Raw genomic sequence first — 17,642 nt, forward strand, 5'->3', positions numbered from 1 at the left:
CTCAAACTATAAGCTGGGCGCGCGTGGTGAGGCAACCTTCTTAATCTCTCAGGCAGCCTTGCCTTATGATGCGGTCCCTTCTCCAGCAAGCTGTCGGCCCAATCAGGGCTTGGCGTCAATAACGGCCCGGCGCTTCGGGCCACGCAAGAGATTGGGACGAATATATATGTCGATCGGTGGCGAAAAAGCTTTGCTTCTTGCGGTGATGCGCAACGAAGGCCCCTACATCATTGAATGGATGGCACATCACTTTGCCTTGGGTATCGACGATCTGTTGGTCTTTACCAACTTTTGCACCGATAACACCGACAAAATCCTGGACCGGATCGAGGAGATCTGGCCCCACCGGGTAAAGCACCAGCCCAACCCCAAGGTGATGTTCCCCAAGCAGGGAAAATGGCTGATCATGGCACTGCGCTTTGCCGGCCATTTCGGCCGCTATCAATCAGCGCCTTGGGTGTACACCACCGACCCGGACGAGTTTCTGAATTTCACGGGTGACATTGAAACCTTCGACGACTTTTTTGCCAAAACCGGCGATGCCGATGTGGTGTCATTTACATCGATCGCTTTCAACAGCGGTGGCCACAAGCATGCGAAAGACGAGCTTGTCACCAAGATGTACACCCAAACGGCGGCAGATCTTGCGACAGCCGCAGCCGAGAACCGCGAAGTCTTGACCGCCGTCAAAACGCTCTATCGTAACAAGGTTCAGGGTGCACGCCGCCCGCATCGTCCGGTCACGCATGACTTTTCACAGCAAGGTTTCAAATGGATCAACGGTTCGGGCCAGACAATGCCACCGGAATTCACTGATAGCGCGTACAAGGCTATCGCTTCAAATGGCACGCGCGACTATGCGCAGATCAATCACTATTCAATTAAAAGCGCCGAAGAATTCATTCTCAAGGTCGACCGTGGAGATGGCGGGCAAAATGATCGCGTCGGCGAATCCGCCCGCTATTGGAACACGGCCAACCGTCAGGGAAACATGGATACGCGCGGCGTCGGACTATCAGCGGCAGCGCGCGAGATATATGATTTCCTGATGGCTGATGCCAAGCTGAAGGCTCTCTATGATGAATGCCTTGAGCTAAGGCATGCCCGCTTTACCGAGATCATGGCCACAGAAAGCGGTCAGGAACTGGGGCGCATTACCGGGTATTACGACTGAACTTCTCGTTTCGGCTCGATAATCACGAACTCGGGCACGCTAAGCTCTTCCGAGGCGGTTAGCGACGGGCCGCCGCTGTTTCGCGCATCTTGGTGAAAAGCGGTAACAGCGGGGCCAAACAGGACGGTGCGACGCACCGAGCCAAGATTTATCTGCCCAAGCAGGTTGGACCCCAACTCTGCATAGCTGATACGCAGCACATCAGGCTTTTCATCGGCGATCAATTGATTGATCCGCCTGACCGTTTCAGCCGCGTCTTCAAAAACCACCTGCCTGCCGGTCATCTGTAGTCGGTCGCCAAGGTTGATTTCGTTGCGATCCAGCACCTTGCGCATGATCGCCATCCGCGAGGCGTTGTCTTCCTGTGCGACAACGCGAACCTGCGGCACCAGTTTCGCGGCGTGGATCGACAGAAAGCCAATTCCAGCCCCGAGGTCGAGCACCCTTTGACCATCCTCAACCATTCGGCCCGTCATCCTGGCCAACTTGCGCTGGTATTTTCCACGCATCACGAATTCCAGCGTATTTTGCGCAAAGATACGCACATCCGCAGGCAATGCGATGTCATGGTTAACCACCCACTCCACCGCTGTTTGTGCCGATACGTCGATGTCGCCGGGCACAAAGCCATCACCGCCCTCAGACACATCGGCAAATTCGGGTTCCGGAGCTTTGCGACGTTCTTCGATGGGGCGGTCGGCGTTGTTCTTTTCGACTTGCGACATCAGCTTGGCGATTTCGGCCGGGTCGCGGGCCTTGGGCGGCTTGGCCACGATCTGCGTGATCGGCACCTCAGACGCCTCAAGCAGCGATTGTTTCAGCTCTGCATAGGCGTCGGTCGTGCGGTATTCCTCGAGCCGTGCCTCGACCTTTTCGATGGCGGCATAGTGGAGACGCGACAGAACCGGATCGGTCAGCAATTCGTCCATGATCTGCTTGCGCCGTTCGGTATAGCGCAGGATCTTGTCGTCATAGACCTCGTTGCGGTCCTGCAATGACCAGTAGTCGGAGTTATACTTGTCTTTCTTGTTATTCACGTTGCCGCGGAACTTGCGGATAGCATAGCTGTCGACCGATTTGACCGCATAGTGGTTCATCTGCGCCCATTGATAGCCCACAGTGCGCCGGATTGACCGCCAGCCGCGAAACTTGAAGTAATCCTCCACCGGCTGGCCGGATCCGTTGAGCCATTTCACAGTGTCGGGAAAGCCGGTTTCCAGATGCTTGTTCTTGATCGACGGGCGATGGATGCCGATTTTCCATTTGTCAGGGTCAAACTTGAACAGCGTCTTGACGCCCCAGCCCTTGTTCCACGTTGGCGGTGCCGCATAGAGGTATTGTTCGGTCACCGGATCGCGCGACCAGTCGACCACATTGCCAGAGCCGAAAATCCGCCAGGTAACCACGATGCCATTGGCATCCCCTGCCGCGTCCAGCATCGGGTCCAGCGTGCCGTCGCCATAGTTGATGCACAGGAATTCATCGGCATCGAACATCAAGATCCAGTCGGCCTCGGCGACTTTGGGTTCGGCCTGCGCATATTTCATCGCAGATGGCTGCGGCTTCACCCCTTCGGGGATGTCGTTGCGCCGGTGGTAGCCCAGACCCAGCTCTTCAAGCCGGATCAGCATGTCGTCGGTGCCATCGGAACAATCGTTTGTGTAAACGAGTATCTTGGTGAACCCCACGGCGAGGTGATGGGCGTACCATTCCAGCAGGAATGGTGCCTCATCCTTCATCATCGAGATGGCCAGCAATTTGCCGTGCGGGCTGGTGTGCGGTTTCAGATTGATGGCAAAGGCCCTTCGTAACGCGGCTTAGCGCAGCGCTTTGGACGGGTCGATCCCGATCTTTTCGCACATCCGCGCGGCATAGGAACCGGGCAGAGGTTCGTTCTTTTCCCACCACGGTTTCGTGCCATTTGTATAAAGGTGCACAGACAGGGTTTTGTCGGTGAAATGCCCTTCGACGCGCCCGTAGGGGTCATAAAAGATGTCATTCAACTGGAACGGGACCGGATAAAGAACCTCGCGTTCGCTTGCCTTGTCATACTGGCCGGTCTGCTTGGCGAAATAGGTAAACGCCTGCGGGCCAAAGGCCGTACGCTCGGCGTTATAGATGCGGTGCGCGTGGGACAGTTTGGGGTCTTGGCGGTCGTATTTCTTGCGCTGGTTCTTGTTCCACCAAGCCGGGTAGTCCGGCAGATTGTCGTAGTAATCAAGCAGTTGGTCCATCAGCTCGCATTCCTGCGGGAGACCGACAACGCCGCAATTCAAGGCACCGGACATGCCGTGGCGGCCAAAGATGTACTCTTGGTCCTCGGGGAACGGCTGGTGGCAGAAAGCATCGCAGTCGATCCAGATCGCTCCGGTCTTCTGGATCATCTTATAGCGAAACACGTTCGACAGGAAAGACGCACTGGTGGCTTCTACCAAAGCGCGGTCGATCTCCATAACGTCAGACGCCGGCCGCACCTCGACGCCATCGGGCGCGTTATCAACCTTGTCCGCGCAGTAAAGGATCGTCTTGTGACCGGCGACAACATGAGATTTCAGGCAAAGCTGGTTTAGATAGTGAAGCTTTTCACCTATCCACAGTGACGCAACAGGGCGGCGGTCATTCATGATATCTGATCTCTCCGAGGACACAAATTTGACTGTGTCGATTTCTACTGCTCTGAAAAAAGATAGCTTAGGAAGGTCCCGATTGCAAAGTGTCGTTGTGATACCGGGTGCCCTTCACCGCACGAGATTGACTTGATACTGCCCCCATGAGAGTCATTCAGGTAACGCAATCGCCCTGATCCCAAGGTAACCCTGAAACCGTGACCCGCATTCTCGCCGTAACCTGCATGCGAAACGAAGCGCCGTATTGCCTGGAATGGATAGCACATCACCGTGCCGCAGGGGTCAGCGACTTTTTGATCTATACCCATGATTGTGACGATGGCACGCCGGCGCTGCTGGACCTGTTACCCGATGTAACCCATGTGCCGTTCCGCCCCAATGCGGATAAGTCCGTGCAGTGGCAGGCGATGAGGTTGGCGGACCAACACGATCTGGTGAAAGCAGCGGATTGGGTGCTGTTTTTCGACTGCGACGAATTCCTTTGCCTGCAAGCGCCCCTGCGCACGTTCGACGATCTTCTGGCCTCGGTCCCTCTCTCCACCGACGCCATTGCCCTTCCCTGGCGGTTGTTCGGGGCAAACCGGCGCGACGTGTTCGATGACCAGCTCACGGTCAAGCGATTTACCAGCGCGGCCCCCGAGCCGTTCTTTTTGCCAGCGGGCCACTTCTTTAAGACCTTGTTTCGCCCTAAGGCATTTCAGAAGATCGGCGTGCATCGCCCGAAAGGCAAAGGCAGCCACCAGGCTGTCTGGAACTTTGCTGGCATCCACCCTGCCCCCGATGATTTTGCTGAAAATGATAACCGCATAAACCTGTTCGGTTTGGTGCAGTCCCCGCCGCTGGCGCGGCTGAACCATTATTCGTTGCGGTCGGCGGCAGAGTTCATGGTCAAACGCGGGCGCGGATTACCCAACCGGACGACCAAAACACTGGACCTGCATTATTGGGCCGAGCGAAATTTCAATGTGGTCGAAGATCGTACAATCGACCCGATGGTGGGTAATACGATTGCCGAGATGAACCGGCTTCGCGCCTTGCAGGGTGTCGACACGGCCCACCAAAACGCGGTGCAGAAACATCAGGATGCTTTTGCGGCGCTTATGAGCGACCCAGACCAGATCCAGTTCTATTGGCACCTGATCCTGCTGGGCGGCAGTACACCCCCGACACCGGAACAGGCCCAGGCCCATTTGGCACGACACGCCAAACGATAGCCCATTGGACCGTTTGAAGTAGAAAAGGCGCGACCGGAGTGCGGTCGCGCCTTTTCATGGGTCGTTGACGGAGCTTAGGCCAGGTCGAACCGGTCCAGGTTCATAACCTTGGTCCATGCCGCAACAAAGTCTTTCACAAACTTCGCCTTAGCCACATCGCCCGAATAAACTTCGGCGATGGCGCGCAGCTGCGAATTTGATCCGAACAGCAGGTCAACCGACGTACCTGTCCACTTCAGATCGCCCGTGGCGCGATCATGACCTTCGTAAATATCATCGACTTCGCCTTCTTCGGCTTTCGTCCAAACTGTCCCCATATCCAGAAGCGAGGTGAAAAAATCGTTGTTCAACGTACCAGGCGCATCCGTGAAAACACCATGCTTGGCACCGCCGACATTTACATCCAATGCGCGCATTCCACCGAGCAGAACAGTCATTTCCGGCGCGGTCAACGTCAGAAGCTGCGCACGATCGACCAACAGTTCAGCTGCGGAAACCGAAAACCTGTTCTTGGCAAAGTTGCGGAACCCGTCCGTCACCGGTTCAAGGAACGCAACGGAATCGACTTCGGTCTGTTCGAGCGTTGCATCGCCGCGCCCCGGGGTAAACGGTACTGTAACATCATGCCCCGCGTCTTTGGCGGCTTCTTCGACTGCCGCAGCGCCCGCCAGCACGATCATGTCAGCGATCGAAATTTGCTTGCCACCAGATTGCGCACCGTTGAATTCGGCGCGGATTCCCTCAAGAACGTCCAGAACCTTGGCCAACTGAGCAGGCTCGTTTACCGGCCAATCCTTCTGCGGAGCAAGCCGGATCCGCGCGCCATTGGCACCGCCGCGCTTGTCCGACCCGCGGAAAGTCGCAGCCGACCCCCAAGCAACCGCGATAAGTTCGCGAGTGCTCAGGCCTGACGCAAGCACCTTTTCCTTAAGAGAAGCGATATCAGCGTCGTCAACCAACGGGTGTGATACGGCGGGGATCGGGTCCTGCCAGATCAGCTCTTCGCCGGGGACGTCCTTGCCCAGATAGCGCGTGATCGGCCCCATATCGCGGTGGGTCAGCTTGAACCATGCGCGGGCGAATGCATCGGCGAATTCCTCGGGGTTTTCATGAAAGCGCGTGGCGATCTTGAAATACTCGGGGTCTTCGCGCAGCGCGAGATCGGATGTGAACATCATCGGCGCGTGACGCCTTGACGGATCGTGTGCATCTGGCACGGTCCCTGCGGCGTCGCCGTTCTTTGGGGTCCACTGCACGGCACCGGCAGGGCTTTTGGTCATTTCCCAGTCGAGCCCCAGCAGGTTGTCGAAATAGGTCATGTCCCAGCTGATCGGGTTCTGCGACCAAGCGCCTTCGAGGCCGCTGGTCAGCGCATGAACGCCGTGGCCGGTTTCGTGCTTGTTGGTCCAGCCAAAACCCTGTGCTTCCAGCGGCGAGGCTTCGGGATCGGGGCCGGCATTCTCGCCGCCCACGGCACCGTGCGCCTTGCCAAAGGTGTGCCCCCCGGCAATCAGCGCGACGGTTTCGTAATCGTTCATCGCCATCCGACCGAATGTCTCGCGGATATCACGCGCGGATTGCAATGGATCAGGGTTGCCGTCGGGTCCTTCGGGATTGACGTAGATCAGGCCCATTTGCACGGCGGCAAGCGGGTTTTCCAAAGCACGCTCTTCGCTGTAGCGTGTACTGCCCAGCCATTCGTCTTCCGGCCCCCAGTATACGTCTTCTTCTGGTTCCCAGTTATCGACGCGCCCCCCGGCATAGCCAAAGGTTTTCAGCCCCATCGACTCCAGTGCGATATTGCCGCACAGGATAATCAAATCACCCCAGGAAATCTGGTTGCCATATTTCTGCTTGACCGGCCACAGCAGGCGGCGGGCCTTGTCAAGGTTGGCGTTGTCTGGCCAGCTGTTGAGCGGTGCGAAACGTTGCGTCCCCGTGCTCGAGCCACCGCGCCCGTCAGCGGTGCGATATGTGCCGGCTGCGTGCCATGCCATGCGAATGAAGAACGGGCCGTAATGACCGTAATCTGCGGGCCACCAATCTTGCGAATCCGTCATCAGTGCGTGCAGGTCTTGCTTTACCGCATCAATATCAAGCTTTTTGAATTCTTCGGCATAGTCAAAATCAGCGCCCAGCGGGTTAGAGTCGATTGAATTTTGATGCAGCAGTTTGAGGTTCAGTTGGTTTGGCCACCATTCGTTCAAAGACCGCGCGCCGCGCTTCGAGATGCGGCCGTGGCTGCCGACAACTGGGCATTTGCTGATGTTTTCAACGTCGTTTCCGTCCATGGTGGTCTCCGTAAAATTAGGGTTTGGGCCGATGCCCCCACGGGTATCGTCCAGTCGTTGATGCAGCGGGTCCAGCCTGAAACGGAAACGATTGCGACTACGTGTCAATCTATCATCCGCGCGGTTCTCGGCCCACCGTACATTGTGGGGCTGACTTATCAGGTCCGGTTGATTAGTTTAAGTTAGCATTTCCTATCAGATCAATAACATGAACCTATGACCAAGATCACACTCAAACATCTGCGCTATTTTGAAGCGGTCGCCTTGCACCGGCACTTCGGTCACGCCGCCGAAGCTTGTGCAATCTCGCAACCTGCCCTGTCCGTCCAGATCAAGGAGCTGGAGCAGATACTGCAAACGACGCTGTTTGAGCGCGGGACGCGAAACACGTCGTTAACCTCGTTCGGTGCCGAATTCGCGCCGCGCGCACGTGCGATCTTGCAGGGGGTGGACGAACTTCAGGATATGGCGCGCGCTGCCAAGCAAGGCATCGTGGGCAGGTTGCGTATCGGGATCATACCCACGATCGCCCCATACCTTCTGCCCGATATCATCACCAAGCTGATGCGGACAAACCCCGATATAGACATCCAGGTTCGGGAAACGTTGACATCGCATTTGATCAATGAACTGGCTGACGGGCGCATTGACGCCGCAATCGTAGCGCTCCCCGTGTCTGAACCCGCCTTCACAGAAGTGGCTTTGTTCGAAGAGAAATTCGTTCTGGTAAGGCCAGAGGCGGATCGCGATAAACCGACGCCCGACCGGGCTCGGCTGACCGAAATGAAGTTGCTGCTTCTGGAAGAAGGCCACTGCTTTCGTGACCAGGCCCTGTCATTTTGCGATATTCAGTCGGACAAGGCCCGCGAGGCGCTGGATGCCAGTTCGCTATCGACATTGGTGCAAATGGTGGGTGCCGGTATCGGCGTGACCTTGATCCCTGAAATCGCCGTCGCTGTCGAAACTCAATCTGCGCGGGTCGCGGTCTGTTCGTTTCCCGAACCCCAACCGACGCGTACCGTAGGTATGATCTGGCGCAAAACCAATCCGCTGTCCGCCAAGCTTCTGGGAATTGCCGATCTTATCCGGGCTGCCTGATACAAACGACCTAATAGATTGCTGCTTCGACCGCGGTGGTGGTAGAAATATCCAATAACCGGAGGATCCATGCGTCTGCTAATTGTTGAAGATGAAGCCGACCTGGCGCAGGCAATGTGTGATCACCTGCGGTCAGCAGGCTATGTGGTTGACCTTGCCGCCCGCGCCGAAGATGCAGAGGCCGCGCTGAGCGGGACCGACTATGCGTTGGTATTGCTGGACCTGGCGCTTCCTGACGGCGACGGCTTGAACGTTCTGCGCAACTTGCGGAGCCGGCGCAGCAACGTACCCGTGCTTATCGCGACCGCCCGCGACCGGATAACGGAACGTATAGCAGGGCTGGATGCCGGGGCCGATGACTACCTGGTCAAACCCTTCCATCTGGATGAAATGGTTGCCCGCATCGCCGCGATCTTGCGTCGCACTGACAATGACCGGCAAGCCGAACGGCGGATCGGATCGCTGTGCATTCAGCTTGCGACAAAGACCGTGCTTGCGGATGGTCAATCCAAGACCCTCACCCCCAAGGAATGGGCAATTCTCGACCGGCTTAGCCGACGCCCCGAGATTACCGTGCCCAAGGCAGAACTGGAAGACGCGCTATATGGGTATGGCGAAGAGGTCGAAAGCAACACCATAGAAGCCCACGTCAGCCGTTTGCGATCGAAGCTTGGGCGTGGTGCCATAGAAACCGTACGGGGCTTCGGGTACCGGATGGGCAAGGGATGAAACGCCGCAGCCTTATCGGGCGGCTGGCTTTCCTGGTCAGCCTGGGTTTCGCGGCGATCTGGCTGCTGTCAATGTTCGTCACGGGGCTGGCACTTCGCAGCGAACAAACAGAGCTGTTCGACGAAGAGATCGATCAGATTGCGCATCTCTTCCGCCCTATCGTCACCCAGGCGCTGAACAGCGGTTTCCTGGATGCCGCAACCATCAACGCCGCGTTGCAGTCGCACGAACTTAGCGATGTCCACGAAGCCTTGGTGTATCAGATCCTGCACATCTCGGAAGGACCGATCATCGAATCGCGCCTCTACCGTTTTGCTGATGTGCCGACGGGAGCGATAGCCGAAGGATTTTCAGTAACCGGGACACACACTTTCTATACCACCGATTTTAACGACGCAGGCTATGCGGTACGCGTCGGTGACCCCTTGGAAGAGCGCAGGGAAGCATTTTATTCAAGCCTCATAGCGTTCTTGCTTCCCATGCTCGCGATGATTCCGCTGGCGTACGTATTGGTCCATTGGATAGCGCATACCGCGCTGCGCCCCTTGGAGGCGCTGCACCGCGAAATCTCCAACCGCGGCGAAGCGCGGCTTGATCCGATTGATGCCAGTAGCCAGCCCCCCGAGCTAGCAGCCATTACGACATCCTTGAACGGATTCATCATCCGCCTGTCAAAATCGCTCGAGACCGAACGCGCGTTTGCCAGTGTGGCCGCTCACGAGCTTCGGACACCGATTGCGGTCGCGTTGGCGCAAGTGCAGCGACTCAAGGTGGAAATGTCCGGTTCCGGGGCGCTTGTGGCCATCACCAAAGTCGAAGACGCATTGCAGCGGATGGCCCGGCGGGTGGCAAGGTTGTTGCAGATGGCGCGGGCGGACGCAGGGGTCGGCATGTCCAGCGAGCAGACGGACATAGGTCGCATTCTGCGCTATGTGGTCAACGAAAGCGAAAAACGTTCCGATAACTCGGGACGCATGACACTGGACATTCCCGATGCACCAGTCGTGGCGCGAATGGACGCCGACGCATTTGGCATCATCGCTGGAAACCTGATCGACAATGCCCTTCAACACGGGGCACCGGGGCAGAAGATAGAGGTCACATTATCGCCAGACGGCGTATTGCGCGTCGTCAACGAAGGTGCCGTTGTCCCGCCAGAGGAGCTTAAACAGTTAACCAAACGTCTGCATCAGGGGCCCGTGGCGACAGACGGGTTTGGACTGGGGCTATACATCATTGACACGATCTCCCGGCAGGTCGGCAGTTCGCTTGAACTGTATTCGCCCGCCCAAGGGCGGCCCGCCGGGTTCGAGGCACGTTTTGCGGCCCCAATGCGCTGATCCGTCTGGATATCAACCCAAACTCGCGAGCAACTCTATCGATGGGTCACCTGTCACGGTCATGCCCCTGCTTTGCTGATAGGCGCTGATTGCCTTGCGGCTATTTGGTCCTATCACACCGTCGGTACCATCCGTGTCAAAGCCTCTGGCTGTCAACCGTTGCTGCAACGCCTTGCGATCGTCGATGGTCATCCCGTACTTGTCCGGGCCGAACTGTGCCTGGATCGGACCACCGCCTGCAATGCGGTCCGACAGGTGCCCCACCCCGATCGCGTAGTTATCGGAATTGTTGTATCGCTTGATCGCGCTGAAGTTGTTGAACACCGCAAAACGTGGCCCGCCGGCATCGGGTTGCAAGATCGAAACCGGTGCCGCTGATCCGGCTGCGGCAGTCCCGACCTCGCCGCCCCATTTCTGGCCCGACTTCCATCCCGACTTCGCAAGGTATGCAGCAGTAGAGGCAAGAGAATCCGTAGGGTCCTCGGACCAGATATCGCGCTTGCCGTCTCCGTTGAAATCGACTGCGAAAGCTTGGTATGATGTGGGGATGAACTGGGTGTGCCCCATGGCCCCGGCCCAGCTTCCGGTCAGCCCGGAAACCGACACATCGCCACGTTCCAGAATCTTGAGCGCAGCGACAAGTTGCTTTTCAAAGAACTCACCGCGTCGACCGTCGTAGGCGAGGGTCGAGGTGGCGGATATGACCGGCACATTTCCCCGCCTTTCGCCGTAGAAGCTTTCCAATCCCCAAACTGCCGTGACAACTTCGGCGGGCACACCATAACGCCCTTCGATCTGGGCCAGCGTGTTTCGGTGGCGCGCAAAGGCCGCGCGACCCTTGGTGACCCGTTCGTCCGATGCGGCGATCGCCAGATAATCCTCAAGAGAACGGCTGAATTCGGTTTGGTTGCGGTCACGCTTTACGACCCCGGGCAAATATCCCGTGGTGGCAAATGCCTGGTTCAGAATGCCCGGAGAAATCCCCTGACCACCCGCACGCGATTTGAATGAAGCGACCCAGGCATCGTATCCAGCGTTAGGCTGCGGCAGAAGGTCGGACGGCAGATCGCCGTCGCCGCGCGCCGCGAATGACGCCGAATTATCGGCACCGGAACAGGCCGACAACGCCAAGGCTGCCGTCCCAATGGTAAAGTTTCTACGTGTAATATTCATCTGCCCGCGCCCTTGTTGCTGCCGCTTTGATGCAGATTACCTGATGCCGTGGCACGGGCAAAGGGGCACCTACGCTACGGCAAAGCTTCGCCTATTTGTCCGCGCGATAGAGAGGGACGGTGGACATCGACATCTTTGCAGACCCGTTTTGTACGTCACGCGCGTGACTGATATAGACCAGAGTGTTGTTCTCCTGGTCAAAGATGCGTTTCACCTTCAGCGTCTTGAAAATGATCGAACGACGTTCGCTGAACACCGTTTCACCTTCGTCATCGCGGGCGATATCACCAATTTCAATCGGGCCGGTCTGACGGCAGGAGATCGAAGAATTTGAAGGGTCTTCGAACCAGTTTCCTTTCTGCAACCGATCAATCAATCCGCGATCAAAATATGCCAGATGGCAGGTCACACCTTTGACTTTCGGGTCTGAAAGCGCCTCGACGACGATGTCATTGCCCAGCCAATCGACATCGACATTGCCGATGATCTCGGCTTTGGCTGACGACAAGACTGCCATCAGCCCAAGGGCTGTGACTGATACGGAGGCGGCTCGTTTGAATGTGTTCATCCAACCATACGCTTTGCCCGTGCTTTGGTTCCTGCCGATTTGACGAAAACGTCATTTTTACAAGAACGTTGCTTTCCGTGACAGTATGGAACTACCCCAAGGCCAGTGTCGCTAAGATACCCGCGTCCAGAACGCTGCCTTTTGGCCGTGCCGCTTGCGCAGCGCATCGACAAAGCTGCCATGCGATTGAAACGTACCATAATCGTTGATCTCAAGGTCAGCAGCGGCGCAATCCATCAGGTAGTCCGCGGCCGGACCATACTGATCCTTGCGGTTCTTGCGGAGCGTTTCATTTACCATCGCACGCCAAAGCAACGCCGCTGCTAGCGGGTACCGGGTGCGCAACGCCTCGGCCGCGGGCCCAAGCACGTGATGAAGGTTTCCGTCAATCTCCGTCGCCCGCTGCTCGACCAGACGTGCGGCATGCCCCAGGTCCGGCCACGCAAGGAAAAACCCAAGCGCCGTGGTTACATCACCAAAGCGTGCCGCATGGGCCTTGGCCGCCTCTTCAAACTCGATATCTTCAAAATCGGGCAACACCCGAAGATATGCGCGCAACAAAACCGGGTTCAATGTCGCTAGAAAACCATCCCAGCGATGCTTTTGCGCATCTTCAAAACGCTCTGACGCTATCAAAGCTTCGATATAGATAAGGTCCCAACCCTCACGATCCGGGGCGTTTTGTTCGGGTCTCGCATCAGTTAATACAGCGAGTGCCTGGTCGGGTTGTCCCTGCTCCAACCGCAGCGCGGCCACTTCGACGGCGATAGGCGGGCGCTTCAAATCCGCGGCTGAATACTGCGCGATATAGGCAGAGGTGTCGCCCTGCGCGACAGCCAGTTCCTGCCGCCACATCTTGATCATCCTGCTTTTCTGTTCAGCAGCGTAATTCCCTTTGCGACTGCGCAGATCACGTAAAAACCGGAGCGCCGCATGATCGCCGTCGGCTTCAAGCGGCGCTTTTTCAAAGGTCAGGATCAATCGCTTGAGGTGTTCCATGCCCGCGTCCCCCAAAGCGGGACCAAGATGCCCGATAATGCCGTCAAACTCGCCACATTCATTGCCTTGGACCGCCTCCCATACCCGCTCAGCCAGGGCCGTCGGATCCAGCCCTGCACGCGTTGCGATCTCGTCGATGTGGGAAATAGCATAGCCAAAAACCTGGGCCACGTCGCCCTTGGTGTCATCCACACGATCGTACACAGAAGGAGCAAGTTCCAGAAACTGCCAAAGCAACTCGAATGCCTCGGTCGGTGCCGCCGGCGCGATCTTGAGAATGATCATGTCGGCTTGCGTGTTCAGATCCTTAATCAGCGCCTTGCGCCTTCGCCAGCCCACATAGGTCTTTGCGCGCCGGATCGACACCAGCCGTTTGCGTACGTCCGCGGACAGTTCCGATGGACCCAGATTGTGACTAAGCTCCAGCCTCAGCCGTCGCTTCATGTCGGCGCTGCCCGCGCTGACCTCTATCAGCAGATCGGCCAGCCGGTCCGCACCAAGGTTCGCAAGGTTCGCTTTGTTCAGGGTCTTTTTCGACATAACTCCCTTGTCGCATTGGCGGCGCCGGTTGAAAAGATGCTAGATCGCCCTCGCCCTGACACAGGCACGCTATTGCAAGGCGATTACCACTGCCCAGCCGGTCAGTTCGGCAATCTTCTGCATTGCGCCGATGACGTCGCCGGTCTGGCCACCTATTTGGGATTTAGCCAGCATGGCAACCAAGGTCGTACACAGTAGCATCGCGCCCCCCACCCACAGGGCGGTCATGAGGCCCAGCGAAAGCAACCCCAGCAGACCAAAAAGCAGTGCCATGACGACCGCCGTGGGTGATACCTGCGCCGCAGACTGACCTAACCCGTCAGGTCGGGCCGGTGGCAATACCCACAGCCAGAGAGGCAAAAAGCTGCGGCTGGCCATGGCAATGCCGATAGCAACCGGGATGACCCTTGACGGGTCCGCAAGCTCTGCAATGAGCGACATCTGAAACGCCACGGCAAAAATCAGCGCCAAAACACCATAGCTGCCGATCCGGCTATCGCGCATGATTTCCAGCTTTCGCAGTTTATCACGCCCGCCACCAAACCCGTCAGCCATATCGGCCAACCCGTCTTCGTGCATCGCCCCTGACAGCAAAGCCATCGCGGCGACCATGCCCAATGCCGCCGCCTGAGCACCCAGTCCAATCATGTGAAAAAGCAGATAAACCAGTGCGGAAGGGGCTGCGATTACTGCTCCGACCAGGGGCCAAGCCCAGGCAGATGCCCCTATGGCAGGGATCGGGTCACCAATGCGCCCAGCAGGTATTCGGCTCAGCAACAACATCGCCAGACGGGCTTCGGCGAGCCGCCTGAGCAGCATCACCCGTCTGCCACGCCAGCTTGCGCGAAGGTTGCCATTCCCGCGTGGCACGCCAACGCCGAACGGACGATACCCAAGGCAAGCGCTGCCCCTGACCCTTCGCCCAATCGCATGTCGAAATCAAGAACGGCTGTCTTGCCCATTGCGTCAAGCAATCGCTTGTGACCGGGTTCCGCGCTCAGATGGCCGACAAGGCAGTGGTCAAGGCAGGCAGGATCCAGTGTATACAAAGGTGCGACGGAAGCCGTGCAGATGAACCCGTCCAGGATCACCGGAATACGCCACAGTCGCGCTGCCAGCACCGCCCCGCAAATCGCTGCCTGCTCGCGCCCACCCAAGGCCTTCAACACCGCGCACCCGTCGCCGATCGTGGCGCTATGGCGCGATACCGCACGGTTGATCGCGTCGACTTTTCGCTGCACGCCGGCGTCGTCCGACCCGGTTCCCCGCCCGACCCAATCCGCCGCTTCGCCCCCGAAGGATGCAGTTGCCAGGGCGGCCCCCACGGTCGAATTGCCGATGCCCATTTCGCCCAGTATCAATACGCTCGCATCCGGCGACACCGCGGCGGCACCGGCATTCAACGCTGCCAGAGACTCTGCCGCGGTCATCGCAGGAGCAGCGGTGAAATCCGCCGTCGGTTTGTCCAGGTCCAGATCAACCACCGACAAATCCGCTCCGTTCACCTGGCATAACTGGTTGATCGCCGCGCCACCGGCCCTGAAGTTCAAAACCATCTGGGCGGTTACCTCTTGGGGAAACGGGTTGACGTTTTGCGCACAGACTCCGTGGTTTCCGGCGAATACGACTGCCTGCGCGTGTGCGATCCGAGGCAATTCTACCGCCTGCCACCCCGCAAAAAACACCGCGAGATCTTCGAGGCCGCCCAAAGAACCCGCCGGCTTGGTCAAACAGTCCTGTCGCGCCCGCGCGGCCGCTTGGCTCTTGGCGTCGGTTTCGGGCAGGTGCTTAACCAAAGTTGCGATGTCATCCAGACTGCTAAGGGGAAAGTTGACGTGGGACATGGTAAAAACCTTTATGCGCTGTGAGTGGTGACCGAAACCGACACGTTCGGGCATTGTTATAGCCGAAAATCCTGCTGCTATTCCTTGAGGGTCAGAGGCAGACCGCAGCTTACCAAAACGACCTTATCGGCAAGTGCCGCGATCCTCTGGTTCATCACACCTGAAGCGTCGCGGTATCGTCGGCTCAGGGCCGACACGGGCACGATGCCGCCGCCGACTTCGTTGGTGACCAGAACCACCGGTGATTGCTGGTCAAGCAACACGCGGCAAAGCGCGTCCGTTTCCTGGTTCCAATCCCGGCCATCCATCATCAGGTTCGACAGCCACAGGGTCAGACAATCGACCAGCCGAACACCCTGACCGTCCGTACGGCGCAAGACACCGCCAAGGTCCAATGGCTCTTGCTCGGTTTGCCAGTCGGGGCCGCGTTGCTCTTGGTGGGCACGGATGCGGTCTTGCATTTCGTCGTCCAGTGGTTGCGCGGTCGCAATATAGATCAGCGGTAGGTCGAACGCCCGGGCCATCATTTCCGCGTATCGGCTTTTACCGGATTTCGCCCCGCCGGTAACCAAAACTCTTTTGTGCATAACGGTCACCTTTTCTTGCGGTCGTCCCAAGGCGGTTTGATCCTGTACACCTTGGGACAGGCGCAAAGTGATTTGCGTTAATATTCAACCCCGGCCTGCGCAGATATGCCCTGCTTGCGAAACGGATGCTTGATCTCTTTCATCTCTGACACCAGATCAGCGATTTCAATCAACCGTTCTGGTGCGTTGCGGCCGGTGATAACGACGTGGGTCATCTCAGGCTTCTCGGCCAAGAGAAACTCGGCCACGTCATCGGCGTTCAGGTAATCATAGCGCAGCGCAATGTTCAGTTCATCCAGCAAAACCATCCGGTTGTTCGGATCGCGAATTAGCTCCTTGGCCTTTTCCCACGCGCGCGACGCCGCGGCGATGTCACGGTCGCGATCCTGGGTGTCCCACGTGAAGCCTTCGCCCATTACATGAACCTGACAGATATCGCTGAAACGGTCTTGCAAGACCTGCCTGTCCGCCGAAAACATCGACCCTTTGATGAATTGAACGACGGCGCAAGGGAACCCGTGGCCGATCGCGCGCAGGATCATCCCGAAGCCAGAGCTGCTTTTGCCCTTGCCATTGCCGGTATGCACGATGATCAGCCCTTTCTTGACCGTCTTCTTGGCCATCATCTTGCTGCGCGCCGTCTGGACCTTGGCCATTTTTTCGGCATAGAGCTTCTTGTCGTCTGGCGTGGCATCGGTCATTTGGTAGTCTCCTGCTGTAAAAGCGTGTCACGGGCACGTGAAATCTGCTGTACGGCTCTCAGGGTGATCGGTGTGCCGCAGACCCAATCAGACGAACTGTAAAGCAGACGGTCCATTTTTGCATAATGCGCCAGGGCTGGGTGGAAAACGATTTCCTCAGATCGCGACCCACCCGTGTACGGTTCCGCGGTGATCAGCACATCGGGATCTTCAAGCACCAAAAGCTCAAGATCCAACCGGCCACTGGTGAGCATCCCGAGCTTTTCGGACAAATTCTGCAACCCCCCGGTGGTAACGATGTCATGGCCAAGCGTGTTAACCCCCAACGAGTACCCGTTGGGATAGTAGAAGGCCGCGACCGGCGCATCACTGTCCGCGACCGGTGCGGCTGCAAGAAAGCTTTCGACGGTCCCGGCAAGACGTTCCGCCTTGGCGGTTTGATGCAGCAGATCGCCCATTTCCCTGATTTGATCAGGGATTTGATCCAGTCTCGAGGTCAGCGGGAACTGTTCAATCCGCACGCCCATTACCCGAAGCATATCGAGCGTGGCCTTGTCACTGTATTGTCCGGCAACCACAACATCAGGGGCCGACAGAAAAATCTCTTCGGCATGGCCCGCGTTTTGTGGATAGCCTTTGGCCTGATCAGCCAGTGAAGAAGACCGTGCGTCTGTTGCCAGTCGGCTCAGTGACACGATCTGAGCCGGATCAGCCAGCAGCATGACAAGCTGATCCGTACACAAATTCATCGATACCA

The 17,642-nt window shown here is 57.7% G+C and carries 16 protein-coding genes; 5 read left to right on the plus strand and 11 right to left on the minus strand.

The window, feature by feature from the left end; translation table 11 throughout:
- Nucleotides 1–166 precede the first annotated feature (166 nt).
- Nucleotides 167–1,174, plus strand: a complete 1,008-nt coding sequence (locus AC13DE_RS10770; protein WP_483047809.1) for a glycosyltransferase family 2 protein — start codon at nucleotides 167–169, stop codon at nucleotides 1,172–1,174.
- Here the strand turns inward: AC13DE_RS10770 and AC13DE_RS10775 are convergent.
- Entirely contained in the window at nucleotides 1,165–2,916 is a 1,752-nt protein-coding gene (locus tag AC13DE_RS10775) for a glycosyltransferase family 2 protein (protein WP_483047810.1), read from the minus strand. The two genes, AC13DE_RS10770 and AC13DE_RS10775, sit on opposite strands and share 10 nt — an antisense overlap.
- Nucleotides 2,917–2,991: 75 nt before the next feature.
- A complete protein-coding gene (locus AC13DE_RS10780) occupies nucleotides 2,992–3,798 on the minus strand; it encodes a glycosyltransferase family 32 protein (protein WP_446297397.1) in 807 nt (268 codons plus the stop codon).
- 200 nt (nucleotides 3,799–3,998) lie between these two features.
- Between AC13DE_RS10780 and AC13DE_RS10785 the strand changes: the two genes are divergently transcribed.
- Nucleotides 3,999–5,015, plus strand: coding sequence for a glycosyltransferase family 2 protein (locus tag AC13DE_RS10785; protein ID WP_483047811.1), 1,017 nt, complete (start codon nucleotides 3,999–4,001; stop codon nucleotides 5,013–5,015).
- Between the two features lie 74 nt (nucleotides 5,016–5,089).
- On the opposite strand, the gene katG is transcribed toward AC13DE_RS10785, so the two are convergent.
- On the minus strand, nucleotides 5,090–7,306 hold the full coding sequence (gene katG / locus AC13DE_RS10790; protein ID WP_483047812.1) for a catalase/peroxidase HPI: 2,217 nt from the start codon (nucleotides 7,304–7,306) through the stop codon (nucleotides 5,090–5,092).
- 216 nt (nucleotides 7,307–7,522) lie between these two features.
- On the opposite strand from katG, the gene AC13DE_RS10795 reads away from it, so the two are divergent.
- The 3 genes from AC13DE_RS10795 (at nucleotide 7,523) to AC13DE_RS10805 (ending at nucleotide 10,473) form a co-directional block, all read left to right on the plus strand.
- Nucleotides 7,523–8,404 (plus strand): hydrogen peroxide-inducible genes activator, encoded by an 882-nt coding sequence (locus AC13DE_RS10795; protein WP_446297400.1) that lies wholly within the window; start codon nucleotides 7,523–7,525, stop codon nucleotides 8,402–8,404.
- A gap of 69 nt (nucleotides 8,405–8,473) precedes the next feature.
- On the plus strand, nucleotides 8,474–9,133 hold the full coding sequence (locus AC13DE_RS10800) for a response regulator (RefSeq protein ID WP_483047813.1): 660 nt from the start codon (nucleotides 8,474–8,476) through the stop codon (nucleotides 9,131–9,133).
- The gene (locus AC13DE_RS10805) at nucleotides 9,130–10,473 is read left to right on the plus strand and encodes a sensor histidine kinase (protein ID WP_446313870.1); all 1,344 of its coding nucleotides are present in this window, start codon (nucleotides 9,130–9,132) and stop codon (nucleotides 10,471–10,473) included. The genes AC13DE_RS10800 and AC13DE_RS10805 overlap by 4 nt, the downstream gene beginning before the upstream one ends.
- A gap of 12 nt (nucleotides 10,474–10,485) precedes the next feature.
- On the opposite strand, the gene AC13DE_RS10810 is transcribed toward AC13DE_RS10805, so the two are convergent.
- From AC13DE_RS10810 to AC13DE_RS10845, 8 genes are all read right to left on the minus strand, one after another.
- Nucleotides 10,486–11,646, minus strand: coding sequence for a lytic murein transglycosylase (locus tag AC13DE_RS10810; protein WP_483047814.1), 1,161 nt, complete (start codon nucleotides 11,644–11,646; stop codon nucleotides 10,486–10,488).
- Nucleotides 11,647–11,737: 91 nt separating this feature from the next.
- Nucleotides 11,738–12,214, minus strand: coding sequence for a CreA family protein (locus tag AC13DE_RS10815; RefSeq protein ID WP_446297404.1), 477 nt, complete (start codon nucleotides 12,212–12,214; stop codon nucleotides 11,738–11,740).
- Nucleotides 12,215–12,325: 111 nt separating this feature from the next.
- On the minus strand, nucleotides 12,326–13,753 hold the full coding sequence (locus AC13DE_RS10820) for a DUF6880 family protein (RefSeq protein WP_483047815.1): 1,428 nt from the start codon (nucleotides 13,751–13,753) through the stop codon (nucleotides 12,326–12,328).
- Between the two features lie 69 nt (nucleotides 13,754–13,822).
- Nucleotides 13,823–14,623 (minus strand): adenosylcobinamide-GDP ribazoletransferase, encoded by an 801-nt coding sequence (locus AC13DE_RS10825; protein ID WP_483047816.1) that lies wholly within the window; start codon nucleotides 14,621–14,623, stop codon nucleotides 13,823–13,825.
- Nucleotides 14,572–15,597 carry a nicotinate-nucleotide--dimethylbenzimidazole phosphoribosyltransferase gene (gene cobT / locus AC13DE_RS10830; RefSeq protein ID WP_483047817.1) on the minus strand — a complete coding sequence of 342 codons (1,026 nt, stop codon included), beginning with the start codon at nucleotides 15,595–15,597 and terminating at the stop codon, nucleotides 14,572–14,574. Before cobT ends, AC13DE_RS10825 begins: the two co-directional genes overlap by 52 nt.
- Nucleotides 15,598–15,674: 77 nt before the next feature.
- Complete coding sequence (gene cobU / locus AC13DE_RS10835; protein WP_483047818.1) at nucleotides 15,675–16,184, minus strand: bifunctional adenosylcobinamide kinase/adenosylcobinamide-phosphate guanylyltransferase; 510 nt, start codon at nucleotides 16,182–16,184, stop codon at nucleotides 15,675–15,677.
- Nucleotides 16,185–16,261: 77 nt separating this feature from the next.
- Nucleotides 16,262–16,885: a cob(I)yrinic acid a,c-diamide adenosyltransferase gene (gene cobO, locus AC13DE_RS10840; RefSeq protein ID WP_446297409.1), complete on the minus strand. Its 624-nt coding sequence runs from the start codon at nucleotides 16,883–16,885 to the stop codon at nucleotides 16,262–16,264.
- Nucleotides 16,882–17,634, minus strand: a complete 753-nt coding sequence (locus AC13DE_RS10845) for an ABC transporter substrate-binding protein (protein ID WP_483047819.1) — start codon at nucleotides 17,632–17,634, stop codon at nucleotides 16,882–16,884. Before AC13DE_RS10845 ends, cobO begins: the two co-directional genes overlap by 4 nt.
- Nucleotides 17,635–17,642: the final 8 nt, after the last annotated feature.

The organism is Sulfitobacter sp. L-8 (genome assembly GCF_056859255.1).

Excerpts from the sequence above, each read along its gene's own strand:
- AC13DE_RS10810 (WP_483047814.1), bottom strand. The coding sequence starts at position 11,646 with ATGAATATTACACGTAGAAACTTTACCATTGGGACGGCAGCCTTGGCG.
- AC13DE_RS10800 (WP_483047813.1), top strand. The coding sequence starts at position 8,474 with ATGCGTCTGCTAATTGTTGAAGATGAAGCCGACCTGGCGCAGGCAATG.
- cobO (WP_446297409.1), bottom strand. The coding sequence starts at position 16,885 with ATGACCGATGCCACGCCAGACGACAAGAAGCTCTATGCCGAAAAAATG.
- AC13DE_RS10805 (WP_446313870.1), top strand. The coding sequence starts at position 9,130 with ATGAAACGCCGCAGCCTTATCGGGCGGCTGGCTTTCCTGGTCAGCCTG.
- AC13DE_RS10820 (WP_483047815.1), bottom strand. The coding sequence starts at position 13,753 with ATGTCGAAAAAGACCCTGAACAAAGCGAACCTTGCGAACCTTGGTGCG.
- AC13DE_RS10775 (WP_483047810.1), bottom strand. The coding sequence starts at position 2,916 with ATGATGAAGGATGAGGCACCATTCCTGCTGGAATGGTACGCCCATCAC.
- AC13DE_RS10815 (WP_446297404.1), bottom strand. The coding sequence starts at position 12,214 with ATGAACACATTCAAACGAGCCGCCTCCGTATCAGTCACAGCCCTTGGG.
- AC13DE_RS10770 (WP_483047809.1), top strand. The coding sequence starts at position 167 with ATGTCGATCGGTGGCGAAAAAGCTTTGCTTCTTGCGGTGATGCGCAAC.
- AC13DE_RS10845 (WP_483047819.1), bottom strand. The coding sequence starts at position 17,634 with ATGAATTTGTGTACGGATCAGCTTGTCATGCTGCTGGCTGATCCGGCT.
- AC13DE_RS10780 (WP_446297397.1), bottom strand. The coding sequence starts at position 3,798 with ATGAATGACCGCCGCCCTGTTGCGTCACTGTGGATAGGTGAAAAGCTT.
- AC13DE_RS10795 (WP_446297400.1), top strand. The coding sequence starts at position 7,523 with ATGACCAAGATCACACTCAAACATCTGCGCTATTTTGAAGCGGTCGCC.
- cobU (WP_483047818.1), bottom strand. The coding sequence starts at position 16,184 with ATGCACAAAAGAGTTTTGGTTACCGGCGGGGCGAAATCCGGTAAAAGC.
- katG (WP_483047812.1), bottom strand. The coding sequence starts at position 7,306 with ATGGACGGAAACGACGTTGAAAACATCAGCAAATGCCCAGTTGTCGGC.
- cobT (WP_483047817.1), bottom strand. The coding sequence starts at position 15,597 with ATGTCCCACGTCAACTTTCCCCTTAGCAGTCTGGATGACATCGCAACT.